Source organism: Marinobacter denitrificans (assembly GCF_008795955.1).
Classification (GTDB): Bacteria; Pseudomonadota; Gammaproteobacteria; order Pseudomonadales; family Oleiphilaceae; genus Marinobacter; species Marinobacter denitrificans.
This window is the reverse complement of sequence record NZ_VMHN01000011.1, coordinates 57,541-81,700: the sequence shown is the minus strand read 5'-3', so window position 1 is coordinate 81,700 and position 24,160 is coordinate 57,541. Positions and strand designations below refer to the sequence as shown.

At 56.6% G+C, this 24,160-nt stretch carries 23 protein-coding genes and 7 pseudogenes; 21 read left to right on the top strand and 9 right to left on the bottom strand.

All coding sequences use genetic code 11. The features are described 5' to 3' along the window. Positions 1–36: 36 nt before the first annotated feature. The 13 genes and pseudogenes from FO268_RS20495 to FO268_RS20435 all read left to right on the top strand — a co-directional run bounded on the left by FO268_RS20495 (position 37) and on the right by FO268_RS20435 (position 10,684). Positions 37–357 carry a 2Fe-2S iron-sulfur cluster binding domain-containing protein gene (locus FO268_RS20495; RefSeq protein ID WP_150995098.1) on the top strand — a complete coding sequence of 107 codons (321 nt, stop codon included), beginning with the start codon at positions 37–39 and terminating at the stop codon, positions 355–357. 10 nt (positions 358–367) lie between these two features. After that, complete coding sequence (locus FO268_RS20490; protein ID WP_150995097.1) at positions 368–1,291, top strand: catechol 2,3-dioxygenase; 924 nt, start codon at positions 368–370, stop codon at positions 1,289–1,291. Positions 1,292–1,322: 31 nt separating this feature from the next. Continuing rightward, positions 1,323–2,783: a 2-hydroxymuconic semialdehyde dehydrogenase gene (locus FO268_RS20485; protein WP_150995096.1), complete on the top strand. Its 1,461-nt coding sequence runs from the start codon at positions 1,323–1,325 to the stop codon at positions 2,781–2,783. A 7-nt stretch (positions 2,784–2,790) separates the two neighbouring features. Next, entirely contained in the window at positions 2,791–3,663 is an 873-nt protein-coding gene (locus tag FO268_RS20480; protein WP_150995095.1) for an alpha/beta fold hydrolase, read from the top strand. Further along, a complete protein-coding gene (gene dmpE, locus FO268_RS20475) occupies positions 3,663–4,448 on the top strand; it encodes a 2-oxopent-4-enoate hydratase (RefSeq protein WP_150995094.1) in 786 nt (261 codons plus the stop codon). Before FO268_RS20480 ends, dmpE begins: the two co-directional genes overlap by 1 nt. A 23-nt stretch (positions 4,449–4,471) precedes the next feature. Beyond that, positions 4,472–5,407 carry an acetaldehyde dehydrogenase (acetylating) gene (locus tag FO268_RS20470; RefSeq protein ID WP_150995093.1) on the top strand — a complete coding sequence of 312 codons (936 nt, stop codon included), beginning with the start codon at positions 4,472–4,474 and terminating at the stop codon, positions 5,405–5,407. A gap of 13 nt (positions 5,408–5,420) precedes the next feature. Beyond that, positions 5,421–6,458: a 4-hydroxy-2-oxovalerate aldolase gene (gene dmpG, locus FO268_RS20465; RefSeq protein WP_150995092.1), complete on the top strand. Its 1,038-nt coding sequence runs from the start codon at positions 5,421–5,423 to the stop codon at positions 6,456–6,458. Continuing rightward, on the top strand, positions 6,455–7,249 hold the full coding sequence (gene dmpH / locus FO268_RS20460; RefSeq protein WP_150995091.1) for a 2-oxo-3-hexenedioate decarboxylase: 795 nt from the start codon (positions 6,455–6,457) through the stop codon (positions 7,247–7,249). The genes dmpG and dmpH overlap by 4 nt, the downstream gene beginning before the upstream one ends. Before the next feature lie 60 nt (positions 7,250–7,309). Further along, positions 7,310–7,876 (top strand): 2-hydroxychromene-2-carboxylate isomerase, encoded by a 567-nt coding sequence (locus FO268_RS20455; RefSeq protein ID WP_225316947.1) that lies wholly within the window; start codon positions 7,310–7,312, stop codon positions 7,874–7,876. Further along, positions 7,876–8,511, top strand: coding sequence for a glutathione S-transferase family protein (locus FO268_RS20450; protein ID WP_150995090.1), 636 nt, complete (start codon positions 7,876–7,878; stop codon positions 8,509–8,511). Before FO268_RS20455 ends, FO268_RS20450 begins: the two co-directional genes overlap by 1 nt. A gap of 9 nt (positions 8,512–8,520) precedes the next feature. After that, a complete protein-coding gene (locus FO268_RS20445; protein ID WP_150995089.1) occupies positions 8,521–8,712 on the top strand; it encodes a 2-hydroxymuconate tautomerase in 192 nt (63 codons plus the stop codon). A 24-nt stretch (positions 8,713–8,736) separates the two neighbouring features. Then, positions 8,737–9,237, top strand: a pseudogene (locus FO268_RS23120) (transposase); the annotation flags it as partial. A 262-nt stretch (positions 9,238–9,499) separates the two neighbouring features. Then, positions 9,500–10,684: a benzoate/H(+) symporter BenE family transporter gene (locus FO268_RS20435; protein WP_150995087.1), complete on the top strand. Its 1,185-nt coding sequence runs from the start codon at positions 9,500–9,502 to the stop codon at positions 10,682–10,684. A gap of 279 nt (positions 10,685–10,963) precedes the next feature. Here the strand turns inward: FO268_RS20435 and FO268_RS20430 are convergent, their stop codons facing one another. From FO268_RS20430 to FO268_RS23370, 3 genes are all read right to left on the bottom strand, one after another. Beyond that, the gene (locus FO268_RS20430; RefSeq protein ID WP_191967013.1) at positions 10,964–11,611 is read right to left on the bottom strand and encodes a DDE-type integrase/transposase/recombinase; all 648 of its coding nucleotides are present in this window, start codon (positions 11,609–11,611) and stop codon (positions 10,964–10,966) included. Positions 11,612–11,663: 52 nt separating this feature from the next. Further along, positions 11,664–11,951: a group II intron maturase-specific domain-containing protein gene (locus FO268_RS23375; RefSeq protein ID WP_225316936.1), complete on the bottom strand. Its 288-nt coding sequence runs from the start codon at positions 11,949–11,951 to the stop codon at positions 11,664–11,666. A gap of 77 nt (positions 11,952–12,028) precedes the next feature. Beyond that, positions 12,029–12,307: a reverse transcriptase domain-containing protein gene (locus tag FO268_RS23370; protein ID WP_404802937.1), complete on the bottom strand. Its 279-nt coding sequence runs from the start codon at positions 12,305–12,307 to the stop codon at positions 12,029–12,031. A 352-nt stretch (positions 12,308–12,659) separates the two neighbouring features. Between FO268_RS23370 and FO268_RS23100 the strand changes: the two are divergent. The 3 genes and pseudogenes from FO268_RS23100 to FO268_RS23235 form a co-directional block, all read left to right on the top strand. Further along, positions 12,660–13,508 (top strand): annotated as a pseudogene (locus tag FO268_RS23100) (recombinase family protein); the annotation flags it as partial. A gap of 67 nt (positions 13,509–13,575) precedes the next feature. Then, positions 13,576–13,740 (top strand): annotated as a pseudogene (locus FO268_RS23240) (recombinase zinc beta ribbon domain-containing protein); the annotation flags it as partial. An 18-nt stretch (positions 13,741–13,758) separates the two neighbouring features. Beyond that, on the top strand, positions 13,759–13,995 hold the full coding sequence (locus FO268_RS23235) for a hypothetical protein (RefSeq protein WP_202336726.1): 237 nt from the start codon (positions 13,759–13,761) through the stop codon (positions 13,993–13,995). A 21-nt stretch (positions 13,996–14,016) separates the two neighbouring features. On the opposite strand, the gene FO268_RS23090 is transcribed toward FO268_RS23235, so the two are convergent. The 4 genes and pseudogenes from FO268_RS23090 to FO268_RS20405 all read right to left on the bottom strand — a co-directional run bounded on the left by FO268_RS23090 (position 14,017) and on the right by FO268_RS20405 (position 16,261). Next, positions 14,017–14,199 carry a hypothetical protein gene (locus tag FO268_RS23090; RefSeq protein ID WP_202336710.1) on the bottom strand — a complete coding sequence of 61 codons (183 nt, stop codon included), beginning with the start codon at positions 14,197–14,199 and terminating at the stop codon, positions 14,017–14,019. An 87-nt stretch (positions 14,200–14,286) separates the two neighbouring features. Continuing rightward, positions 14,287–15,075 carry a reverse transcriptase domain-containing protein gene (locus FO268_RS20415; RefSeq protein WP_225316945.1) on the bottom strand — a complete coding sequence of 263 codons (789 nt, stop codon included), beginning with the start codon at positions 15,073–15,075 and terminating at the stop codon, positions 14,287–14,289. 392 nt (positions 15,076–15,467) lie between these two features. Beyond that, a pseudogene (locus FO268_RS20410) lies at positions 15,468–15,752 on the bottom strand (IS3 family transposase); the annotation flags it as partial. A 152-nt stretch (positions 15,753–15,904) separates the two neighbouring features. Next, the gene (locus tag FO268_RS20405; protein WP_191967012.1) at positions 15,905–16,261 is read right to left on the bottom strand and encodes a transposase; all 357 of its coding nucleotides are present in this window, start codon (positions 16,259–16,261) and stop codon (positions 15,905–15,907) included. 206 nt (positions 16,262–16,467) lie between these two features. Here FO268_RS20405 and FO268_RS20400 point away from each other — a divergent pair. Then, a pseudogene (locus FO268_RS20400) lies at positions 16,468–17,558 on the top strand (IS630 family transposase). 219 nt (positions 17,559–17,777) lie between these two features. On the opposite strand, the pseudogene FO268_RS20395 reads toward FO268_RS20400, so the two are convergent. Beyond that, positions 17,778–18,830, bottom strand: a pseudogene (locus tag FO268_RS20395) (IS1380 family transposase); the annotation flags it as partial. 46 nt (positions 18,831–18,876) lie between these two features. Here FO268_RS20395 and FO268_RS20390 point away from each other — a divergent pair. Next, positions 18,877–20,420 (top strand): IS3 family transposase gene (locus FO268_RS20390; protein WP_150995083.1). Its coding sequence is split into 2 segments (ribosomal slippage): positions 18,877–19,348 and positions 19,348–20,420, totalling 1,545 coding nucleotides; the frame shifts between segments, so codons are not numbered across the junction. 24 nt (positions 20,421–20,444) lie between these two features. Here the strand turns inward: FO268_RS20390 and FO268_RS20385 are convergent. Further along, a pseudogene (locus tag FO268_RS20385) lies at positions 20,445–20,732 on the bottom strand (IS1380 family transposase); the annotation flags it as partial. A 309-nt stretch (positions 20,733–21,041) separates the two neighbouring features. Between FO268_RS20385 and FO268_RS20380 the strand changes: the two are divergent. From FO268_RS20380 to FO268_RS20370, 3 genes are all read left to right on the top strand, one after another. Continuing rightward, on the top strand, positions 21,042–22,211 hold the full coding sequence (locus FO268_RS20380) for an ABC transporter substrate-binding protein (RefSeq protein WP_150995082.1): 1,170 nt from the start codon (positions 21,042–21,044) through the stop codon (positions 22,209–22,211). Positions 22,212–22,325: 114 nt separating this feature from the next. Then, positions 22,326–23,189: a branched-chain amino acid ABC transporter permease gene (locus FO268_RS20375; protein WP_150995081.1), complete on the top strand. Its 864-nt coding sequence runs from the start codon at positions 22,326–22,328 to the stop codon at positions 23,187–23,189. Between the two features lie 13 nt (positions 23,190–23,202). Beyond that, positions 23,203–24,159, top strand: a complete 957-nt coding sequence (locus tag FO268_RS20370) for a branched-chain amino acid ABC transporter permease (RefSeq protein WP_150995080.1) — start codon at positions 23,203–23,205, stop codon at positions 24,157–24,159. Position 24,160 lies beyond the last annotated feature (1 nt).

The window sequence follows — 24,160 nt, the reverse complement described above, 5'->3', positions numbered from 1 at the left end:
TGGGTTCTTCAAGAAAATCTGACTGGGAGAGGAGGCATGGCCGGGTTCCAAGTTTTCAACCGCACAACGGGCGACGACTTTATCTGCCAGGAGGGCCAGAGTGTACTCAAGGCCATGGAGCAGAGGGGGCTGAAGTGTGTGCCCGTGGGCTGCCGTGGTGGAGGCTGCGGATTTTGTAAGATCCGGGTTCTGGAAGGACATTTCGAGTGCGGCAAGATGAGTAAGCGGCATGCCCCGCCCGAAGCCGTTGAAAAAGGTGAAGTTCTGGCCTGCCGGATCTACCCGCTGACCGATCTGGTCATAGAGTGTGTGCCTCTGCCTGAGGCGGCACTTGCGAAGCAAACAACAAATCGTTGAGGTAACTGTCATGAAAAAAGGTGTTATGCGTCCCGGCCATGTCCAGATCCGTGTTCTCGATATGGATGAAGCCGTCAAACACTACACAGATCTGATGGGTCTGATCGAAACCGACCGTGACGACCAGGGCCGTGTGTACCTGAAGGCGTGGACCGAAGTGGATAAATTCTCGGTGGTGCTGCGCGAGGCAGACGAGCCCGGTTGTGACTTTATGGGTTTCAAGGTGCTTGACGAAGAGGTCCTGGTCCAGCTTGAAAAAGACCTGGTGGATTACGGCGTTGAAGTTGAGCAGGTGCCCGCAGAGGAGTTGAAGGATTGCGGTCGTCGTGTTCGCTTCACAGTGCCTTCTGGCCACGCCTTCGAACTCTATGCCGATAAGCTCTATACGGGTAAATGGGGCCTTTCCAGCGTTAATCCGGAGGCTTGGCCTCGTGGTCTGCAGGGAATGAAGGCTGTGCGCTTCGACCATTGCCTATTTTACGGTCCGGAGTTGGCTGCGACGTACGACATTTTTGTTAGTGTTCTCGGCTTTGACCTGGCCGAGCAAGTATTGGACCCGGAAGGCACTCGGGTGGCGCAGTTCCTGACCGTGTCGATGAAAGAGCATGATATCGCCTTCATCCACCACGAAGAAAAAGGTAAGTTCCATCACGCCTCTTTCCACCTGGAAACCTGGGAAGACGTTCTTAGGGCGGCGGACCTGATCACCATGACCGATACGTCCATCGATATCGGGCCGACCCGTCACGGTCTGACCCATGGCAAAACCATCTATTTCTTTGATCCATCTGGCAACCGTAACGAGGTGTTCTGCGGTGGTGATTATTTCTACCCGGATCATAAACCGGTCACCTGGAAGACGGAGGAGCTCGGTAAAGCGATTTTTTACCATGATCGGACATTGAACGAACGCTTTATGACCGTTCTGACGTGATTCCGAAGGGATGAAACAGGACGAAGTTGCAATGAAAGACATCAAGCACTATATCAACGGACAGTACGTTGGCTCAGCCAGCGGCAAGCTGTTCGACAACGTCAACCCGGCCAACGGCAAGGTGATCAGCAAGGTTCACGAAGCCGGCCGGGACGAGGTGGATGCCGCAGTGAAGGCCGCAAAAGCAGCCCTGCGCGGCCCCTGGGGCAGGATGACGCTGGAGGAACGCACCAGCATCCTGCACAGGGTAGCCGACGGCATCAACGCCCGGTTTGACGAGTTCCTGGAAGCGGAGTGCCTCGATACCGGCAAGCCAAAATCCATGGCGAGCCATATCGACATTCCCCGGGGCGCGGCCAACTTCAAGGTGTTCGCGGACATGATCAAGAACGTGCCCACGGAGTCCTTTGAAATGCCGACTCCGGATGGCACCGGTGCGCTGAACTATGCGGTACGTCGCCCCAAAGGCGTGATTGGTGTAATCAGCCCCTGGAACCTGCCGTTGCTGCTGATGACTTGGAAAGTAGGGCCCGCCCTGGCGTGTGGCAATACCGTGGTGGTCAAGCCTTCGGAGGAAACCCCGACGACCACGGCGCTGTTGGGCGAAGTCATGAAAGAGGCCGGCGTGCCCGACGGCGTTTACAACGTCGTGCATGGCTTTGGTGCTAATTCCGCAGGCGCCTTTCTGACCGAACATCCGTTGGTGGACGGTTTCACCTTTACCGGCGAAACCGGTACCGGCGAGGTCATCATGAAAGCGGCCGCCAAGGGCATCAGGGACATCTCCCTGGAACTGGGCGGCAAGAACGCCGGCCTGGTGTTTGCCGATTGCGATATGGACAAGGCCATCGAAGGCACCATGCGTTCGGCCTTTGCCAACTGCGGTCAGGTATGCCTGGGGACCGAGCGGGTTTACGTTGAGCGTTCCATCTTCGACGAGTTTGTGGGACGGCTGAAGGAAGCCGCGGAAGGCCTGAAGATCGGTCCGCCGGATGATGCCGAAGCGAATCTGGGTCCGCTGGTCAGTCTCAAACACCGCGAGAAAGTCCTGTCCTATTACCAGAAAGCCGTTGATGACGGTGCCACTGTGGTTACCGGTGGTGGTGTTCCGGAAATGCCGGAAGATCTTGCTGGCGGGGCCTGGGTGGAACCCACCATCTGGACCGGTTTGCCGGAAGATTCGGCGGTGATTACCGATGAAATCTTCGGCCCCTGTGTCCACCTGTGCCCATTCGACACCGAAGAGGAAGCCATTGAGCTGGCCAACAGTCTTCCTTACGGCCTGGCCTCGGCCATATGGAGCGAGAACATTACCCGTGCCCATCGGGTAGCGGGCCAGGTTGAAGCCGGCATTATCTGGGTCAACAGCTGGTTCCTGCGTGATCTACGCACACCGTTTGGTGGCAGCAAGCAATCCGGTATTGGCCGCGAGGGTGGTGTGCACTCCCTGGAGTTCTACACCGAAATGAAAAACATCTGCGTGAAATTGTGAGCCGACCATGACTGCACCTCAGAACAGCCCCGAAATCGGGCGCGAGATAACCGCTGCCGGCTACCGCACCAACGTGCATGACCATGGTGCCGACAATGCTAAGAGTGATGTCCCGGTCATGATGATCCACGGCTCCGGCCCCGGTGTCACCGCCTGGGCCAACTGGCGCCTGGTGATTCCGGAGCTGGCGAAGAACCGCCGTGTGGTGGCGCCGGACATGCTTGGCTTCGGTTATACCCAGCGCCCGGAAGACAACGCCTACAACCGCGAACGCTGGGTGGCCCACGCCATCGGCGTGATGGACGCACTGGATCTGGAGAAAGTGGATCTGGTAGGCAACTCCTTCGGTGGCGGCCTGGCTCTGGCGCTGGCCATCGAGCATCCGGAGCGCATTCGTCGTCTGGTGCTGATGGGCTCGGCTGGCGTCCGTTTCCCGATCACCGAGGGACTGGATGAAGTCTGGGGCTACGAGCCTTCCCTTGAAAACATGCGCCGCCTGATGGATGTGTTCGCGTTCAATAAAAACCTGCTCACCGATGAACTGGCGGAAATGCGTTATCAGGCCAGCATCCGCCCCGGTTTCCAGGAATCCTTTGCGGCCATGTTCCCGGCACCGCGTCAGCGCTGGGTCGACAACCTGGCCAGCGAGGAGAAGGACATCCGGGCGCTGCCGCACGAAACCCTGATTCTCCATGGCCGCGAAGATGAAGTGATACCGCTGGACGCCTCACTGCAACTGGCGGAACTGATCGATAGAGCCCAATTGCATGTGTTCGGCCGTTGTGGCCACTGGACCCAGATCGAACATGCCAGTCGGTTTGCCCGGCTGGTGAACGATTTCCTGACCGAGGCCGATCAAGCGACCGCAGGAGAAAAGTAATGGAACAGACACGTATACAGGCGCTGGGTGACGAGCTCTATCAGGCCATGCTCAGCCGGGAAGCGGTTTCCCCGCTGACCAGCCGCGGCGACGACATCACCATTAACGACGCCTACCACATTTCTCTGCGCATGCTGGAACGCCGGCTGGCGGATGGCGCCTCGATCATCGGCAAGAAGATCGGCGTCACCAGCAAGGCGGTTCAGAACATGCTCAACGTTCACCAGCCGGATTTCGGGTACCTGACCGACGACATGGTGTTCAACAGTGGCGAAGTCATGCCCATCAGTGACCGGCTGATCGCGCCCCGTGCCGAGGGCGAGATTGCCTTCATCCTGAAAAAAGACCTGACAGGACCGGGCGTCACCAACGCTGATGTACTGGCCGCCACCGAATGTGTGATGCCATGTTTCGAGATCGTCGATTCCCGCATCCAGGACTGGAAGATCGCCATTCAGGACACCGTGGCGGACAACGCCTCCTGTGGCCTGTTTGTACTGGGTGACCAGGCGGTCTCTCCCCGCAAGGTGGACCTGGTGACCTGCGGCATGGTGGTGGAAAAGAACGGCAGCGTACTGAGCGCGGGCGCCGGCGCAGCAGCACTGGGCTCGCCGGTGAACTGCGTAACCTGGCTGGCGAACACCCTGGGCGAGTTCGGCATCACCCTGAAGGCCGGCGAAGTCATCCTGTCCGGCTCCCTGGTTCCGCTGGAACCGGTCAAGGCCGGTGACTACATGCGCGTTGATATTGGGGGCATCGGCAGTGCCTCCGTGCGCTTCGCCTGACCCGGATTAGAGAGGACACTAATATGAGCAAGAAAATCAAAGCCGCGATCATCGGTTCGGGCAACATCGGCACCGACCTGATGATCAAGATCCTGCGCAATGGCAAGAACATCGAGATGGGTGCCATGGTGGGTATCGACCCGGAGTCTGACGGCCTGGCCCGTGCCGAGCGCATGGGCGTGGCCACCACCGCCGAAGGTGTGGAAGGTCTGGTGAAAATGCCCGAGTTCGCCGACATCGGCATCGTGTTTGATGCCACATCCGCCGGCGCCCACGTTCACAATGACAAACTGCTGCGTGAACACAAACCCGACATCCGCGTGGTCGACCTGACCCCGGCGGCCATCGGCCCGTACTGCGTGCCGGTGGTCAACCTGGAGGAACACCTGGGGGAGGGCAACGTCAACATGGTCACCTGCGGGGGCCAGGCCACCATTCCCATGGTGGCGGCGGTCTCCCGTGTCGCCAAGGCCCACTACGCCGAGATCGTGGCCTCGATTTCGTCAAAGTCTGCCGGCCCCGGCACCCGCGCCAACATTGACGAGTTCACCGAAACCACCGCCAAGGCGATCGAAGTGGTGGGCGGCGCCGGCAAGGGCAAGGCCATCATTATCCTCAATCCGGCGGAGCCGCCGCTGTTGATGCGGGACACGGTTTACGTGCTCTCCGATGCCGCCGACCAGGCGGAAGTGGAAGCCTCGGTGGAAGAAATGGTCAAGGCCGTCAACAGCTACGTGCCCGGTTATCGCCTCAAGCAGAAAGTGCAGTTTGACGTGATTCCGGAAGACCAGCCCATGAACGTCCCGGGCCTGGGCCGCTTCAGCGGCCTGAAGACCTCCATCTTCCTGGAAGTGGAGGGCGCCGCCCATTACCTGCCGGCCTACGCCGGCAACCTGGACATCATGACCTCCGCGGCCCTCGGTACTGCCGAGCGCATCGCCGAATCGCTGGTCAACTGAGGAGGAACGAACCATGACATTCAATCCCGGCAAGAAACTCTATATCTCCGACGTGACCCTGCGGGACGGCAGCCACGCAATCCGTCACCAGTACTCCATCAAGAACGTGCAGGACATTGCCCGGGCCCTGGACAAGGCCAAGGTCGACAGTATTGAAGTGGCCCACGGCGATGGCCTGCAGGGTTCCAGCTTCAACTACGGCTTTGGTGCCCACACCGACCTGGAGTGGATCGAAGCGGTCGCCGAAGTCACCGAACACGCCAAAATCGCCACCCTGCTGCTGCCCGGCATCGGCACCGTCCACGACCTGGACAATGCCTACAACGCGGGCGCGAGAATCGTAAGAGTGGCCACCCATTGCACCGAGGCAGACACCTCAAAGCAGCACATCGAGCATGCCAGAAAGCTGGGCATGGACACGGTGGGCTTCCTGATGATGAGCCACATGCAGACCCCACAGGGCCTCGCCGAACAGGCCAAGCTGATGGAGGACTACGGCGCCACCTGTCTGTACGTCGTCGACTCCGGCGGCGCCATGAACATGAACGACATCCGCGACCGCTTCCGGGCGCTGAAAGACGTGCTCAAGCCGGAAACCCAGACCGGAATGCACGCCCACCACAACCTCGCCTTGGGTGTGGCCAACTCCATCGTCGCTGTTGAAGAAGGCTGTGACCGAATTGATGCCTCCCTGGCCGGCATGGGCGCCGGTGCCGGAAACGCCCCGCTGGAAGTGTGCGTGGCCGCCTTCGACAAGTTGGGCTGGGAACACGGTACCGATGTGTACGCGCTGATGGACGCGGCTGACGACATTGTCAGGCCGCTGCAGGATCGGCCGGTGCGAGTGGACCGTGAGACCCTGGCCCTGGGCTATGCCGGTGTCTATTCCAGCTTTTTGCGCCACTCCGAAGTGGCGGCCCAGAAATACGGCCTGAAGACCGTGGACATTCTGGTGGAGCTTGGCAAACGCCGCATGGTGGGTGGCCAGGAGGACATGATTGTGGATGTGGCGCTGGATCTGCTGGCCGCGCAAAAGGAGCAGAACGCATGAGCAAGACACTAAGTCGTGAGCAGATGCTGGCCCTGGCCGAACACGTGGAAAACGCCGAACTGCAAGCCCACGACATCACCAAGGTCACTAATGATTATCCCGACATGACCTTCGAGGACGCCTACGACGTGCAGTGGGAGATCCGCCGCCGCAAGGAAGAACGGGGCAACAAGATCGTCGGCATGAAAATGGGCCTGACCTCCTGGGCCAAGATGGCTCAAATGGGTGTGGAAACGCCGATCTACGGTTTCCTCGCGGATTATTTCAGCGTGCCCGACGGTGGCGTGGTCAATACCAAGGAGCTGATTCACCCGAAAATCGAGGCCGAAATTGCCTTTGTTACCAAGGCGCCCTTGAAAGGCCCGAGCTGCCATATCGGCCAGGTGCTGGCGGCAACGGACTTCGTGATCCCCGCCGTGGAAATCATCGACTCCCGCTACGAGAACTTCAAGTTCGACCTGGTGAGCGTGGTTGCCGATAACGCTTCGTCGACCCGCTTTATCACCGGTGGCCAGATGGCCGACGTTGCGGATGTGGACCTGAAGACCCTGGGCGTTGTCGTTGAGAAGAATGGCGAGGTTGTGGACGTGGGTGCCGGTGCCGCCGTACTGGGCCATCCCGCTTCCAGTGTGGCCATGCTGGCGAACCTGCTGGCGGAACGGGGCGAACATATCCCGGCCGGCACCTTCATCATGACCGGTGGCATTACCGCCGCCATTACCGTGGAGCCCGGCGACAACATCACCGTACGGTACCAGGGACTGGGAACCGTGTCCGGGAGGTTCATCTAGACCTTCAACAAATACTGCCGCCGGAGCACGAAATTTATGAATAAGGCTATCGATCTGTAACTGTATTTCAACTTTCGCAGCCCATACTGCTACCTGGCCAGCAGTCGCATGTTCGAGGTATTCGACCAGTATCAAGTCAATATTGTCTGGCGGCCACTGGGGGGCTGGCATGGTCGGTCCGATCCGGATCGCGCAAAGGTCAAAATGCCTATTGCCCGGCAGGATGTGGCGCGCTGGGCGCGCCGGTTCGGTATGCCCCTGACTCCGCCTCCAAAAACCACGGACCCGACTCGGGCGGGTGCAGGCTCCCTGCTGGCGGAAAAGGAAGGTTTGCTCAGGCCCTACCTGGTGACAATGATGCAAGCGGAGTGGTCAGAGGGCCGGGACATAGGCGATACCGATGTGCTGCTCTCGGTTGCCGAAAGCGTCGGACTGGACGGGGAAGCTTTTGCCAGGGCAATTGATGATCCTGAAAACCATGCCCGGCTCGACCGGAACTGGCAGGAAGCACAGGAAAAGGGCGCTCCGGGGGTCCCCACATTTGTCATCGGCGATCAGATTTTCTGGGGTCAGGACAGACTGGACTTCGTGGCGGAGCACCTGCAGGAACTGGGAGCGGCACACTGATGGGCAGGTTAAAATTGATCGACAAGCCTGAATGCCCGTTTTGCTGGCGGGTCCGGATTGCCCTGGCGCTGCAGGAAAGACCTGCAGGCAGCCTGGACCGGTCGGACCCGGATGTGCTTGCCCTGTGGCAGGGGCTGTCTCCCAATCGCACTGTGCCGGTGCTGATAGACGAAGATCTGGTGCTGACGGACTCCGGTCCCATGCTGGAGTATCTGGCAGAAACGGGCCCGGCTCTGTTACCTGATGCCCCCCGCCAGCGGGCGGAGGCACGAAGCTGGATGATATACGGCGATAATTTTCTGGGGCGCAGTATCCGGGAAGTGGTGTTCGAGAAGCGCGATAAACCTGAGAATGAGTGGGACCACAACAGAATTCTTGCGGGGGTCCACGGTTTCATGGAAGGGCTGCCGGCCCTGGAAACAGCACTCAGCAAGGAGTACTTCCTGGCCGGTAACCAGCCAACTCTGGCTGAGTGTGCCCTGTTTCCTAGGTTTGCTCTGGCGTTAGCCAATGATGTGGAGGTTCCCGAAGAGTTTCCTGCCATTCGTCAATGGGTTGGACGCATGGCCGCTCACCCCGCCTTTGTATCCGCAAGCCCGGAACGGGTCAGGAATTTTCTGTTTGATCTTACTTGAGGAAACACCATGCCAATTGCACAGCTGTACATTCTTGAAGGGCGTACCGATGAACAGAAGGAGAACCTTATCTGGGAGGTGTCGGAGGCCATGTCCCGCACCATCGATTCACCGATTGAGCGTGTGCGGGTCATCATCACCGAAATGCCAAAAAACCACTTCGGAATAGCCGGTGAACCTGCCAGTAAAGTCAGGCCCTAGGGTCAATGTGGATTGCCGGGGGAAATGGTGAACAGATTGCCAGTACTGTATCTGTCGTGCGAGACCAAAGCGTTGGGCGGCGCCAAAGCCCAATCCAGTCTGCGCCGTCTGGTACCGAAGGGCGTTGTCGTGAACGATGTGGCATTGGACCTCGGCACCGTTACTAATCTGCTGGCCGATACAGAGTACTTCAGCAAAGCCAATGTCCAGGCGTGCAGGGAGAAGAACACCCAGCCGTCACTGGTGGTGGCGCGCGATCGACACTACTTATCCGTGTTTGATCGGTCCGCACCCGATGATCCGTCGCCTTTCACGGACGACCCGGTGATACAAATGAAATACCAGTTAACAACCCAAACTGGCCGAGCACTGTATGCACTGCGGAAACAGACGGTGGAGCCCGTGTTCGGAATTACCAAACAGGTGATGGGCTTGAGACAGTTCTCGATGGGGGGACTGGAGAAGGTGGCGGGCGAGTGGACGTTAGCCACGCTGGCGTGGAATGTGAAGCGGATGAACGTGTTGAAAATAGGCGCAGTGAGGGCCTTTTTACCCGCCCAAGGCTTTATCGGGCGCACCTCAAAGTGCCATAGAGGCCAACCTGGACTCTCTGATGACCACTAACAGTCAAACTTGGGAAGCCAAGCGAACGAGACAACTTTAAATAACGCCTGTCAGATGCAAGTCCGACAGGCTGCTGGAACCGTTTGATTTCCTTGGAGATTACCATTTTCTATCTTCGCTTTCAGCACCCCTCATGAATATCCGGCCTTAATGGAGAAGAGAAATGTCGAAGCGCCTCGATAGTCACTTGCTTAGCAACGGCATCACTGCCTTTCTTTTCGGAGTGACGGGGCCCTTGGCTATCCTGATCACGGTGGGTCGTGATGGCGGCCTGAGCGATTTGGATCTTGCCTCCTGGATCTTCGGTGCCTACGGTCTCAGTGGGGTGCTGACCCTGTACTTTTGCTGGCGATACCGGCAGCCGCTTGGGATGGCTTGGACGATCCCGGGCGCGCTGCTGCTGCCATCGGCCCTCGGCCACCTGAGCTTTGCGGAAGTCATTGGGGCCTATTGGGTAACTGCTTTACTCATCACCTTGCTTGGCTGGAGCGGGCTCATTAACTGGTTGATGCGCCGCATTCCCATGTCCATCGTCATGGGGATGGTCGCCGGCGTTTTCCTGCCGCTGGGAGTCAAAGTGGTCACCGCGTTTACCGGTAATGCACTGCTCTCCACCGTAAGCCTCGGGGTCTTTCTGCTCTTCGCGGCCTTGCCAGCGCTAGGGAGGCGACTGCCTCCAGTGCTGGCCGCGTTGCTCGCAGGTGGCACGGTAGCATGGACTACGGGCGGCATCGCGCCATTGGGAGTGGTGCCGACGCTGATGGCGCGTCCTATTGTGTACATGCCGGAGTTCTCGCTGCAGGCCCTAGTAGAGTTGGTCATCCCGCTCATGATCACTGTCCTGGGTATTCAGAACGCGCAGGGCTTTGCGGTATTGCAGCAGGTCGATCATCCACCGCCCGTGAAGGCTGTTACGGTGGGATCCGGGCTGGGTTCAATGCTGTTCGCGGTGGTCGGTTCGGTGCCCGCCTGTCTTACCGGGCCGACCAACGCGATTCTCGTCTCCAGCGGCGCGCAGCATCGGCAATGGGTCGGCGGCATGGTCTTCGCGATCCTAATGATTATTTTTGGCCTGTTTGCACCGGTTGCAACAGCCGTCGCGTTGGCGCTGCCGCTTGCCTTGGTTGGGCTAATCGGCGGACTTGCCATGATCCGGGCGCTGCAGGGCGCCTTCCAAGGCGCCTTTTGTGGCGAGTGTTCACTTGGTGCTCTGGTCGCCTTTGTGGTGTCGGTGGCCGGTGTACCTATGCTGAATATTGGCGCTCCGTTTTGGGGTCTCGTGTTCGCCTTCATAGCGTCCTGGCTACTCGAGCGTGACAGCCTGCGTAGGGTAATGATGGCAAACTAGCCGCATTCCGATCAGTTCGGAGACGCTGGTGCCGGTATTGTAAAGCGTGGCAACACTCGGCGCATGAGAGTGCTGATGAGTGACGCCTATCCTTACAAAGACGAACTCTCTGACCTGGTGCGCCTGGTTCCGGGGTAGATGCCCGGGCTCCCCCGGCCCGACTCGATGGGGGTAAGGGGTAGGTGTGTCTGGACTTCAGAAACTGACTAAATATCGAGCAATCTAAGTGGCAATGAAGGGATCCGGCGGTTTTCAACCCAGTTGTCCAAATGACCGTGGTTAAGCGGCCAATTTATTGCGCTCAACTTCCTGCAATTTGCCAGGGTTGAGCGAGACCGGCCCGGTGACTTCCCAGTTCCGGGTATTGCCAGACCAGCGCCGTGGATTCTGGCGTTTTGCTCTTTCATAAACCAGTTTCCGATGCTCCAGGCGCTCGTGGTCAACGCCACGGTGGCGGTCCTCCGGTGTCACGAACCGGATGCCGCTGTGCAGGTGCTGTTCGTTGTAAGCGTACTCGAACGCCAGCATCCATTCACGCACCGCCGTGAGCGATTCAAAGCCCTTTGACGGCCACTCCGGGCAGTATTTGACGGTCCGGAACAACGATTCCGAGTAAGGATTATCGTTGCTGACTCTCGGTCGGCTGTGAGACATTAACATGGCCAGCTCAGCCAGCCGGGCTTTGAGCATATAAGAGGTCATCGGCGCTCCGTTGTCAGAGTGCAGGACCGGCGGATTATGCCAGCAACCCTCTCGTAACAGGGCACGTTCAACCAGTTTCCGGGCCAGCTCGCCAGACTCCGCCTCATGGACTTCCCAGGCAACGATCTTGCGACTGTAGATGTCCATGATCAGGTACAGATACCAATGCTGGCCACGCACCGCTGACGGACAGAAACTAAGGTGAGTAGACCAAGGGAATTTCACCCTCAGCCTCTCGCAGAACGGTGCGTGAACCTCTCGGCTCACACCGCTCCCATCAAGCAAACGCACCCGACATTCCTTGCGACCAGTGCGCGAACAGAGTCGGTCGCGCTTTCACTAATCGCTCAAGTGTGGCAATTGTTTTGACCTTCCGTCCTCGAAGATGCTTGAACTTTCGCATAGCCCACCTGACCAGTCGTTGATTTACGTAGCGCGATACCCGGTACATCAAAGACCGGTAATACTGCCCATAGTAGTTCCACCAACCGTGCAGGTATGGATTGATAAAGTCAGCGATATCCATGATGGATAGATCGGTTCGCTTCCCTTCCCTATTCGCCATGATCGCACTTTCTGGATGATTTCCCTGATTGAAGGGCAACTGATACCCGGACAAAATCCCATGAAGAGATCGCCGGATCAGCCCTTCACCACACGCTTTTTGAACGTGTAGCCGAGAGAATCAAAAGATGTGTGCGCATGGGTTCCGATTCTACGGTGATCCTGGCAGTAAACAATCCGGGTTTTCTCTGGGTGCAGCTCAAGCCCGCACTCCCTGAACCGTTCACGCAGGCTGTGCAGCAGGAATCGAGCCTGCCTCCGAGTACTGCAATGAAGCAGACCATCGTCAGCATACCGACACCATTCTATAGCCGGAAAGTGCCGACCCCTGATCCATCGATCGAAGGTGTAATGCAAAAAGGGATTGGCCAGAACAGGGCTGATAACTCCAACAACAATAGAGCAAACTCTCGGGTACAATGGGGCTTGCGCATCGCCCGGGGGTGTTTGGCGCCCGGGTTTGCGGGATGTCCGGCTGTCGAGATTACCCTCGTCATCGATGTCGCCACCTCGATCGATGTGGAGCCCCAGCCATGACAGAACGCCACCGCAGGCGCGTACGCCTGGCCTTCGAGCCGAACCGGTTCGCCTCCGAGCAATTGGTTAAGGTCTATGAGCGACTCAAGCCGATAGAGTCGCGCCCAGCACCTACACGGTCGTCATCCAAGTCTGCCAGTAGCAAGCGTTCATCCGCGAAGGGAGGTGGACAATGAACGATACCCGTCTGGTGGCCGTTTATGCCCGCGTCTCCTCGGATCAACAAGCGAAGAGTGGCACGATAGGGAGTCAAATTGCCGCACTGAAGGAGCGCGTTACCGCCGATGGCGAACGGATTGCCGTGGAGATGCTCTTTGTCGATGCCGGGGCCAGTGGCGCCACCCTGATTCGACCGCAACTGGAACGGCTGAGAGACCGCGCGGCGCTGGGTTTGATGGACCGTCTCTACGTCTTGTCACCGGACCGCCTATCGCGCAAATATGCCCACCAAGTCCTGCTGATGGAAGAGTTGTCGGCGTGTGGAGTCGAGGTGGTATTCCTCAACCATGCCATCGGGACGTCCCCGGAGGAAGAGCTGTTGTTGCAGATGCAGGGCATGATCTCCGAGTACCAGCGAGCCAAGATTATGGAACGCAATCGTCGTGGCAAGCTCCATGGGGCGAAGCGCGGCAGTATCAACGTACTCTCCAACGCGCCCTATGGCTACCGCTACATCCGCAAGCAGGATGGGACACCGGCCCAGTACGTCGTTGATCTGGGGCAGGCGGCGACGATAAGGAATATCTTCCACTGGATCGGGGTTGAGCGTCTTAGCATTGGCGAGGTGGTGCGGCGTCTTAACCAGGCGGGTATCGAAACCCACACGGGTAAGGCGCACTGGGATCGCAGCGTGGTATGGGGGATGTTGCAGAACCCGGCTTACATGGGCCGTGCGGCCTTTGGCAAGACGCAGGCGCGAGAACCCTTGCCTCGCGTCCGTGCGTCGCGTCACAGCGCCGATACGCCCAAGAAAAGCTATTCGGCGGTGCGCACTGAACGCAGCGAGTGGATCGAAATCCCGGTGCCAGCCATCGTCAGCGAGGCGCTGTTTCTTGCCGTTCAGGAACAACTGGACGAGAACCGCAAACATGCGCGGCAGCGCCGCCTATTTACTCCAGGGGTTGACCGTCTGCGGTCATTGCCATTACGCCTATTACGGAAAGACGGTCAGCAAGGCGGCGGGCAAAGGCCGCCAACACTATGCTTATTATCGCTGCATCGGAACGGATGCCTACCGCTTTGGCGGCGAGCGGGTATGCGACAACAAGCAAGTGAGAACGCATCGACTCGATGAACTGGTATGGCAGCAGATTGTCGACCTGTTGTCGGAACCCGGACGATTGAAGCAAGAATATGAGCGCCGCCTGGACATGCTCGAACAGGACGAAGAGGTTAACGCCGATACGGCGGCCCTGGAGAAGCAGAAACGCCATCTTGAGAAGGGCAAGTCCAGGCTCATCGACAGCTACGCCGAGGGCGTTATCGAGAAGTCGGATTTCGACCCATAGATCGGGCAGTTAAAAACCCGGTTACAGCAGATCGAGCGTCAGATCGAAGAGTCCAGGCGTCATCAGGCGGGGCAATTCGAGTTGTTTTTGGTGATCCGCCGCCTCGATGAATTCGCTGCCTCCGTCAATGACCGATTGACTATGATTGATTTCACTTCGAAGCGTGAGATCATCCGTGCCTTGGTCAAACGCATCGAAATTCATAAAGAAGAGGTCGTGATCGTTTTTCGGGTTGATCCCGATCCCGGGTTCAACAAGGGTGAAGGCTCGACCGATACAACAACGGGGAAGTCAATTATGCAAGATCGTAAGCGGAGTATTAACTCCGCCCTGCGGTGTTCCCTTGTCGCGCTCAACCGTTCGGCCGTCCGCGTGCACCAAAGATGCGGTTAGCCATCGTCGGATGTATAACTTCACCCATGGATTCGCGGTGTGCCGATCAATCGCCTTTAACAGGAGTTCATGCGGGATGTTGTCGAATAGACCACGGATATCAAACTCCAGCAACCATGGATAGCGCCAGCACCGCTTTCGAGTGACTCCAACTGCCTGTATAGCCGATTTTCCCGGTCGATACCCATAAGAGTCTGGAAGGAAGTGCGGCTCTACCTCAGGTTCGAACTGAAGTTTGACCACCATTTGGGCAATTCTATCCGTTACGGTCGGAATGCCCAGTATCCGCTCACCCCCTGATTTCTTTGGGATTGAGACGGCACGAACCGGAGGCGGCATGTAGCTACCCGAGGACATTCGGTTCCAGAGTTTATACAGATTGTTCCTGCGACCACGGTCAAAATCTTCCAGGGACTGCCGGTCTACACCTGCAGTCCCTGAGTTGGCTTTGACCCGATTATAGGCTTCAACAATTAACCACTTCTCAATGTTGAATGGTTTTGCCTGACACCGAACCTCCTCCTGCTTTCGCAGTTGAGGCCGGGATTCAGACTGCTTGACGCTGTCCCTTCGCTCCACCTCCATTACAGAGGCTTCGTCACTACTACGAACAGCTCCGTCCCAGTATCGTGCCTCGGTACTCTCGGCCTTGTGGTGATCGCCACTTGTGCCTTCTCCCTTGAACATCACGATGACTGGTTCCCGCAGTTCCCAGCAAAAGCCTGTTATTGAGTCGCGCCCACTTTATGCCGGACACCGCTTGCGCAGCATTCGGAATACACCCGCAAGCTCATCCCGGGGATGGGACGCGCCCCCGGTTTTGATGTCACGTATGGTTTTCGGCACGTCACCATGGGTTCGCTCTGGCTCGCCTCTCAATATCACACCTGACTGCATCACTGTGCAGCCTTTTGACCCAATGCTTACCACAAGCACTCTTAATGCATGCAGCTTGGGCTGGTTTGAAGCCTGCTTCCGACAGCCGACTCCGGTGGCCCCCCACCATCTCTTGCTGAGCTTATGGCTCAGTAAAGTGTCTGCATCCTTGCTTCCACTCTCTGGTGCCTCTGCGGCACACTGTCCCAGCTCCACACCTGGTTCAGGCCTGTCGCGGTGAAGCTGGTCGGCTCCGGCACCTTGCGAGGCGGTTTCATGCGCCCTCTGTGGTTCTGTTGCTGGTGCTTCTTCAACACTCTGTAGAACGACGATTCCGAGGCCAGATAAAGGCCTTTGTCAGCGAGTGAAGGCACGATCTGCGACGGTGGCGAACTCCGGTATTCAGGTTGATTGCATGCGCTCAGAATGGCCAGCTCCTCGGCCTGTGTCAGTTTGTGGGGCTGTTCGGCTCGCTCTGCCTCAGGGCGCTGATCTTCAGCAACCTGGCCGCCAGGGTCTCGCCAGCGCTTCAATGTACGCTCGCTGATGTCCACTAACTCTGCGGCCTTGTATCGGGCGGCACCGCTGGCAACGGCTTCATCAAATAGCTCCAGGAGCCTTGCACGTTCGTCCAGCGGCGTCAGTCGTCCTCGCTGCTGTCCGGGTTCTCGCCGTACAAGGCTTCGAGCTTTTTTGACAGCACCAGAAGCGAGGTGGTCTCGGCCAACGCCCTGTCTTTACGGCGAACTTCCGACTGCAGCTTTTTAATGGTTTTGCGGGCTTCACGCTGTTGCTTCTGAGCCGCTTTCTGACGCTCATTCTGCATGCCGGCACCCTGAAGGCAGGCTTCCTTCCAGCGCTGCACTTGCTCTGGATACAAGCCTTTCTCGCGGCAATAGGCACTCAGTTCGGCTTCAGACATAGAGGCCGTTTCTACTACAACGGCCAGTTTGGCTTCGGGGGACCAATCTTCCCCGGTGGTACGATTACCTGGCACGGGCATTCCTTGTTGTCGACACTGTTTCAACCAACTATACAGAGTCACATCGGATATGCCTTCCTCTGCCGCCACCGACACAACACTTCGGTTCTGCGGAGGTAACAACTTATTCAAAACATCATGTCTAGTGTTCCGTCCGGGTAATTCCTAAGCGAATATGTGGTATAATTCGAGCTGTTATTCACGAGTTTGGAGACTCTGTTTTGGCCCGGAAACCAGCACCCTTTAGTCTTACGGTAAACGATCAACTGGAGCTGGAAAGCTGGTTGCGAACAAGCACGCTGAGCCAGAATCTCGTTCAGCGAGCACGAATCGTTTTGGCCCTGGATGCCGGTGAATCACCCAAAGACGTTGCTGAGCGACTGGAAACCAGTACGGCTACGGTATTCAAGTGGCGTAATCGTTACATCGAACAGGGCCTGAGCGGCCTTCAGGACGCTCCAAGACCTGGGCAACCCAGAAAGCTGGACCAGAAGAAGGTTAAAGCAATTCTCGATGACACGGTAAAAAAGCTGCCCAAGGAATCCAACCACTGGAGCGTGCGGCTAATGGCCGAATATGCCGGCGTCAGTCGCTGGCAAGTGTACCAGATCTGGAAAGCCGCCGACCTGAAACCGCACCGGCTGAAAACCTTCAAAATAAGCAATGATCCGGACTTTGCTGAAAAGGTTTTCGATGTCGTTGGCCTGTACTTGAATCCGCCAGATAACGCCCTGGTACTGTCTGTTGATGAGAAAACGCAGATCCAGGCACTGGACCGTACGCAGCCTAAGCTCCAACTGAAACCGGGCCAGATCGAGCGCCGCCCCACGATTACAAGAGGCACGGTACGACCAGCTTATACGCGGCCCTGAATATCCTAAACGGCGAGGTGATTGGGCGCATCACACAACGCCACCGCGCCAAAGAATTTCTCGACTTTCTGCGACAAATTGATCGAGAAACACCGAAAGAGCAGGATCTTCATCTGATTCTGGACAACAGCTCGACTCATAAAACACCAGAGGTGAAAGCCTGGCTGGAGAAACATCCCCGGTTCAAGCTCCACTTCACACCAACCAGCGCCTCCTGGCTGAATGCCGTGGAAGGCTGGTTTGGTCAGCTGGAACGCCGCGCTTTGTACCGTGGGATCTTTACCAGTGTGGGCGAACTCAAGACGGCGATTCGCCGGTATATAAAGACCCATAACGAGAAACTGGCGAAGCCGTTCCGGTGGCACAAAAGTGCAGAATCGATTATGACTTCAGTGGCACGAGCAAAACTGAGCATTATTGATAATAACCTGAATCAGTGACTTTGCAGACGAATATACCCCGGAAATCGTCACCGGCGCTAACGGAAGCCATCAATTGTCTAAAAATGGGTTGGGACTGCCCGGAACGCGCAGCCTGAAGTCGACCAGAGACCAGGATCTGGCTGCTTTTTGATCAAACCATGGTCGTCAGGCAATAGCGTATTGCCCCGGTATGGTTCCCGGGTGGCTTTAAGATGATGCGGTCACTGCCGAACGGGCCTATCCGGAGGCGGCGATTCCTTCGTAGAGGTCGCGGTACACGGCAAAGCCCGGACAGTGCCGACCAAAGCGCAGGATCCACTGCCGGCCACTGTGCATCAGGCGACAGGCCATGGTCATCAGCTCCTGCATCACCGTTCTCAGGCGACGACGTTTGGCCGGGTGGCGCACCGGCGCATCCGGGGCGGTCAGCCTCAGGCCCATCCAGCGCAACACGTTGTAACCCATCGTTGCGAAGGCCATAACCAGATTGTTGGTGTCGAACTTGCCGGACGGCAGGCGCTCCAGATCCAGGTCGGTCTTGAACTCGCTGTGAAACTGTTCGCTGGTGGCGTGATCGCTGTAAAGCGCCATGATGTGTTGTTCATCCGCCACCTCAGTTGGCAAAGAGGTAATCCAGCCTTCAAGACTGACCTCCGGCTCCAGGTACAGCTGGCCACCGGCATCGCTGGTGCGCACCGTGACTTTAACGATCTGGCGCAACCCGGGTTCGTCCGGCAGGTTTTCCGATAAAACCGCCTCCATCTTGCCGTCGCGGTCCAGCGTCCAGGCTTTCTGAGCCTGGGCTTTCTCCGCCCAGGCCAGGGGATCCTGCCTGCGGGGATTCCACTTGATCAGGAAGTCGACCTGCTTCTGCTCGCGCAGGAAGTCGCGATTGTCACGGGCATCGTGTGCGCTGTCCAGGCGTAACAGGATGGGCTTGTCCGTCAATGCCCGGGCCCGGGGTAAAACTCGGTTGAGGGTGTCGAGAAACCCGTTATTGGCGTGCTGGCTGCCAGGGCGCAGTTCGCAGCCCAGGCACCAGCCTTCCTGTCCCAGGTAGGCCGCTATCGGTGCGTAGCCATCGTAGCCCTTGTAGGTGTAGCTGACGCCTTCTTTGCGGGTCTGGCTGTTGTCCATGGGAAAGACGTCCATATCCAGGGCAACGTGACCCATCGCCAGAGGTGATACCGGGGCTTCGATGGACTGAAGAAACTCAACGCTGGCATCATCCAAAAGCGGCGTCAGGGCTCGGGCATCTTCATCAAACCGTTGCCGCAGGCGGGCTGAGGCCCTATGCGTCAAGGTAGTTGTCGCCTGATAATTTCAGAGGACAACGATGCCCCATTACTCACCTGAACGTAAGGAAGCCATCCTCCAGAAGATGGCACCACCTCAACTCCTGACTGTGGCCGAGTTGGCCAGCCAGGAAGGCATCAGTACTGCAACCTTGTACAATTGGCGCAAAGCCGCCAGAGAACGAGGTGCCGTTTTGCCATCGAACTCAGCCACGCCCGAGAAGTGGAGTAGCGAGGAGAAATTTCGCATTGTGCTTGAGACCGCCCCGATGACGGAGGCGGAGCTCAGTGAATATTGCCGCAAGCATGGTCTCTATCCAGAGCAGATTGAAGCCTGGAAAGCCGCCTGTGTGGGGGCCAATGCCCGGTCTGACGAGCAGGCCAAACGCAACCGGCAAGCCGCCAAGGCTGAGAAGAAACGGGTCAAAAAACTCGAATCCGAGTTGCGTCGCAAGGAAAAAGCCTTGGCGGAAACGGCGGCGTTGCTGACGTTGTCAAAAAAAGCCGAGGCGATCTGGGGCCCCAAAGACGAGGACGAATGACCAGCCTCCCGGATCGCCAGCAGGCCGTCGCTCTGGTCCAACAAGCCCAGAGCAGCGGAGCCCGGCTGGTCAAGGCCTGTGCCTTGCTACACCTGAGTGTGCGTACCTATCAGCGCTGGACGGCCGAGAAGGCCGTTAAGGCGGACCAAAGACCTATGGTGTCCAGGCCGACACCGGCCAACAAACTCTCGGATGAGGAGCGCCAGGCCGTGGTATCTCTGTGCAATCAGCCCCAATACCGAAGCTGTCCACCGGCCTTTATTGTTGCCGATCAACTGGATGAGGGCCGTTACCTGGCTTCGGAGTCGACTTTCTATCGAGTTCTGCGAGACTACGACCAGGTCCATCCCAGAGGGCGCCAGAAAGCGCCTGAGCGCAAACGCCAGGCCACGACACACAAGGCTTCTGAGGCCAACCGGCTGTGGTCTTGGGATATTTCCTGGTTACCGGGCCCAGCACGGGGCACCTGGTTCTATCTGTACCTGATGCTGGACGTTTACAGTCGCAAGATTGTTGGTCACGAGGTCTATGACAGTGAAACCGGTGAACTGGCCAGCGAGTTCATTGAGAAGGCCTACTGGCGTGAACACCTGGCTTCCAGGCAAAAGCCTCTGGTGCTGCACTCTGATAACGGCAGCCCAATGAAAGCGGCGACCTTCCTGGAAAAGCTGTACGATCTGGGCATTACGCCCTCAAAAAGCCGCCCCCGGGTGAGCAACGACAATGCCTACTCGGAATCGTTATTCAAAACCCTGAAGTTCCGCCCTGGGTTCCCGGTCAACGGCTTCAGGACGATCGAGGAGGCGCGGGACTGGGTGCTGGCGTTCGTGCGCTGGTACAACACCGAGCACCGGCACAGTGCCCTGAATTACGTGACACCCCAGCAACGCCATGATGGCGAGGCTGACCAGATCCTAGCCCAGCGCAAACAGGTGATCGAGGCTGCCAAGGCCGAGAACCCGCGTCGTTGGTCTGGGGATCTCCGAAACTTCAGCTTGCCGGAATCAGTGACCCTGAATCCGGAAAAGGCGGTCAATTGTTAAAGAGCTGATGACTTAAACGCGACATCTACGTTGACAGACTCCGGAGGATGGCGACTGCCTGATGCCCATGGCGGTTTTGAAGAATGGATCCGTGCGTACCGGCTCGACCGCCTCGAAGTCACTCTTGCCCAGCGTGATCAGGCCAAGGTAGGTGCGGATCAGCTCGATGTTTGGAATGCCATGGCGCTTGACGACCGTGCGAGCGGTTTTGATCAGCGACGTGTGCCGGTTCAGACAATGGCCTATCAAGGCCAGTCCGCCATGGGGTGTATAGACTTCGGTTCGGGATTGCTGGAGAGTGAAAGTACGCATGAGCCAAATGCACTGACTGGGTGAATGGATGTCAGGTGCCATTATATCGCTTAAAGCTCTGTTATTGCAGGCTTTAAGCCCAGTTTTAGCCGATTGAAGTCACTGATTCAGGAATAAATAAACGGATTAACCGGACGGGACACTAGCAGTGGTTGCCTGACGTTTATCCCGTGTGATCATGAGGGTTTTTTCCGTTTCATTTTGTTGAACTGCAATATGAGGATACTAACTGCATAAAAAGGATATCAACATCTGACAAAAAAGCTTTTAAATGAAAGCTCCGAAAAACAAGAATTGGAGCTAAAAATAATGAGCAAGTGTGCAACCTATTTCGCGGCATTAGCCTTGGGATTTTTTCTGAGCTTGTCCTCTAGTATTGCATTCGCATCGTCAGTCATAAAAATTGGAGTAATGCAACCATTGACTGGCGTATATGCCGGGCCGGGGCAGTCTGGACTTAACGGATTATTGCTCGCGCTGAAAGAATATGAAACCAATGCTCATCAAAATGAAATTGATTTGATCATACTCGATACGGAAGCTAAGCCTGCACGAGCACCCGAATTAGCAACCTCCTTACTGGAGCAGAACAAGGTAGATTTTGTTGTTGGGCCAGCTCACTCGGGTGTAGCAATGGGGATGATCAACGTGCTGCGTGAAAAGGATACCGTGATGATCATTCCGAACGCCGGCGCTGCAGCGGCAACCGGCCCGCTGTGTTCGCCTAACATTTTCCGCACTTCTTTCTCCTCCTGGCAGCCCTCTTACCCCATGGGCAAAGTCGCTCTGCAGAAGGGCTACAGGGATGTCTACCTGATTAGTTGGAACTACGGCATGGGTCGGGAAAGTCTCGAAGCTTTCGAGGAATCCTTTAAGGCTGGGGGCGGTAATGTCGTGAAAAAGGTACTGTTGCCGTTCCCGTCCACCAATTTTCAGCCGCATATCAGTGACATCGCCGCCCAGGATCCAGACGCTGTGTTCGTTTTCTTCGCTGGCGGGGGTGCCACCAAGTTTGTTAAGGACTACGACGCCTCGGGTTTGCGTGGCAATATTCCACTGTTAGGTTCCGGGTTTCTCACCGAGGGCACGCTGGAAGCTCAGGGTGAAGCTGCCGAAGGTGTGATTACAACCCTGCACTATGCCGAGCAGTTGGAAGTGCAAAAAAACCTTGAATTCCGAGAAGCCTTCCACAATGAGTATGGCCATTACCCAGACATCTACGCAGTTCAAGGATATGACGCCGGTCAGGCTATTATCATTACCCTCAATGAGCTTAAGGGAGATGTAAGCGACAAACGGGCGGTGATTGATGTCATGGAAAAGCTGACCATTGACAGCCCCCGTGGAGCTTTCACCTTCTCGCGGGCTCATAACCCCGTACAAAATATTTATCTGCGGGAAGTGATAGATGGCGCCAATGTAGTGACGGGCATCGCGGCTGAGGCTCTGGAGGATCCGGCCCGAGGCTGCAAATTATAATCTTGCTCCCTCTCACGCTCTCTCCCTCCTCTGGGCGATTCGCAGGCGACCAGGGGGGGCATACTTCCTAGCCTCTTCATTCCTCATTGTAGTGTAGTGTCATTGGGATATTTTATGACAACAGAACTCTTTATTGTGCAAGTTCTTAACGGCATCCAGTATGGCTTGTTACTGTTTCTGATTGCCTCGGGGCTGACGCTGGTACTTGGCGTCATGGGAATCCTTAATTTAGCCCATGGCTCAATGTATATGGTAGGCGCTTACCTGATGTGGTACTTCGTCACGGTTACCGGCAGTTTCACCGTTTCGGCGGCGCTTTCGGTTACCATTGTCCTTTCTCTCGGCATCCTGATTGAACGCGTTCTGATACAACGGTTTTATAATCGCAACCATCTTGACCAAGTACTACTCACCATTGGGATGATTTTTGTTTTCAATTCACTGCAAAGTATCCTGTTCGGTAACGATCCTTACGGTGTTTCGGTGCCTGATGCCCTGGACGGTGGCATTCCCTTAACGAATAACTCCACCTATCCTGTTTACCGCATTTTTGTAGCAGTAATCTGCGTCGGTATTGCCGGGCTCCTTTACTTTGTGATCGGGCGTACCCGCTTAGGCATGATGATCCGCGCCGGAGAATCAAATCGCGAGATGGTAGAAGCTTTAGGCGTTAACATCAAAAGTCTCTACACCATTGTGTTCGCATTTGGAGTCATGCTCGCCGCTATCGCCGGCATCATCGCCTCACCCGTCAGCTCTATTGTGCCTGGCATGGGCGAGAGCGTTCTGATTACCTGTTTTGTGGTCGTAGTGATTGGCGGAATGGGTTCAATTAAAGGAGCTTTTATTGCTGCCCTATTAGTGGGACTGATAAGCACCTTCTTCTCGATACTCATGCCCAGCATGGCAAATATGATTATCTATATTTTTATGATCCTGGTGTTGTTAATTAAGCCTCAGGGCCTGTTCGCCAAGTAAGTGGGAGCCGATCATGATTTTCGAGAAACGAACCGAGCGTATCATCGTTCCGATATTCTTTATGGTGGCTCTATTTGTGCCACTTTTTTTGGACGCCAATTCTTTTTTTGTTGGTAAAGTATCGACCATCATCATCATGTCCATTTTTGTTATGTCCCTCGATTTTCTGGTTGGGCGAGTTGGCTTGATCACCTTGGGACACGCGCTTTTTTACGGTCTCGGAGGGTACCTTTTCGTCATTTTGTCGCCGGAATACGAAGTCGTAAACTTCTGGGTCTACACTTTCTATATATGTATTATTTCGGCCCTGATCGCATTGGTGATAGGTGTGGTGGTACTCCGTACTACCGGCATTTACTTCATCATGATCACTCTCGCGATCTCCCAGATGGCGTTCTACTATTTCTTTGATTCGCTCAAATATGGCGGTGACGATGGCCTCTTTATTTACATGACGCCTGAGACGAGTATCTTCGGCTTGAGTTTCCTGAATCTGGATGACCCGCAGCACTTTTACTATCTGGCGCTGTTCTCCCTGTTCAACACCCTGGTGTTCTTCAAGGTGGTGCTGCGCTCCCGCTTCGGCCGCATCGTCGAGGCCACCAAGCAGAACCCGGATCGTACCGAGGCCCTGGGCTACAATATCTTTGCTTTCCGCCTGACCTGCTATGTGATCGGTAGCACTCTGGGCGCCTATGCCGGTTTCTTGTTTGCCCTGCAGTATAGCTTCGTTAATCCGACCTTCCTGTCCTGGGAGCTGTCCGGCACGGCGCTGGTCATGTCCATCTTGGGCGGTCTCGGCACCATCTACGGCGCCATCCTTGGCACCTTCACCTATGAGGGCCTGCAGTACTTTTTCGAGCACCTGACCAAGGAATGGCTGCTATTCATGGGCACGGCCATCATCATGATGGTCATCCTGCTGCGCAAAGGTATTGCCGGCTACCTGGAAAAGCTTCTGGAGAAATAAC

Excerpts from the sequence above, each read along its gene's own strand:
- FO268_RS20380 (WP_150995082.1), top strand. The coding sequence starts at position 21,042 with ATGAGCAAGTGTGCAACCTATTTCGCGGCATTAGCCTTGGGATTTTTT.
- FO268_RS20490 (WP_150995097.1), top strand. The coding sequence starts at position 368 with ATGAAAAAAGGTGTTATGCGTCCCGGCCATGTCCAGATCCGTGTTCTC.
- FO268_RS20375 (WP_150995081.1), top strand. The coding sequence starts at position 22,326 with ATGACAACAGAACTCTTTATTGTGCAAGTTCTTAACGGCATCCAGTAT.
- FO268_RS20435 (WP_150995087.1), top strand. The coding sequence starts at position 9,500 with ATGTCGAAGCGCCTCGATAGTCACTTGCTTAGCAACGGCATCACTGCC.
- FO268_RS20415 (WP_225316945.1), bottom strand. The coding sequence starts at position 15,075 with ATGTTCAAGGGAGAAGGCACAAGTGGCGATCACCACAAGGCCGAGAGT.
- FO268_RS20495 (WP_150995098.1), top strand. The coding sequence starts at position 37 with ATGGCCGGGTTCCAAGTTTTCAACCGCACAACGGGCGACGACTTTATC.
- FO268_RS20485 (WP_150995096.1), top strand. The coding sequence starts at position 1,323 with ATGAAAGACATCAAGCACTATATCAACGGACAGTACGTTGGCTCAGCC.
- FO268_RS20370 (WP_150995080.1), top strand. The coding sequence starts at position 23,203 with ATGATTTTCGAGAAACGAACCGAGCGTATCATCGTTCCGATATTCTTT.
- FO268_RS20445 (WP_150995089.1), top strand. The coding sequence starts at position 8,521 with ATGCCAATTGCACAGCTGTACATTCTTGAAGGGCGTACCGATGAACAG.
- dmpG (WP_150995092.1), top strand. The coding sequence starts at position 5,421 with ATGACATTCAATCCCGGCAAGAAACTCTATATCTCCGACGTGACCCTG.
- FO268_RS20480 (WP_150995095.1), top strand. The coding sequence starts at position 2,791 with ATGACTGCACCTCAGAACAGCCCCGAAATCGGGCGCGAGATAACCGCT.
- FO268_RS20450 (WP_150995090.1), top strand. The coding sequence starts at position 7,876 with ATGGGCAGGTTAAAATTGATCGACAAGCCTGAATGCCCGTTTTGCTGG.
- FO268_RS23090 (WP_202336710.1), bottom strand. The coding sequence starts at position 14,199 with ATGAATTTCGATGCGTTTGACCAAGGCACGGATGATCTCACGCTTCGA.
- dmpE (WP_150995094.1), top strand. The coding sequence starts at position 3,663 with ATGGAACAGACACGTATACAGGCGCTGGGTGACGAGCTCTATCAGGCC.
- FO268_RS23375 (WP_225316936.1), bottom strand. The coding sequence starts at position 11,951 with ATGGCGAATAGGGAAGGGAAGCGAACCGATCTATCCATCATGGATATC.
- FO268_RS20470 (WP_150995093.1), top strand. The coding sequence starts at position 4,472 with ATGAGCAAGAAAATCAAAGCCGCGATCATCGGTTCGGGCAACATCGGC.
- dmpH (WP_150995091.1), top strand. The coding sequence starts at position 6,455 with ATGAGCAAGACACTAAGTCGTGAGCAGATGCTGGCCCTGGCCGAACAC.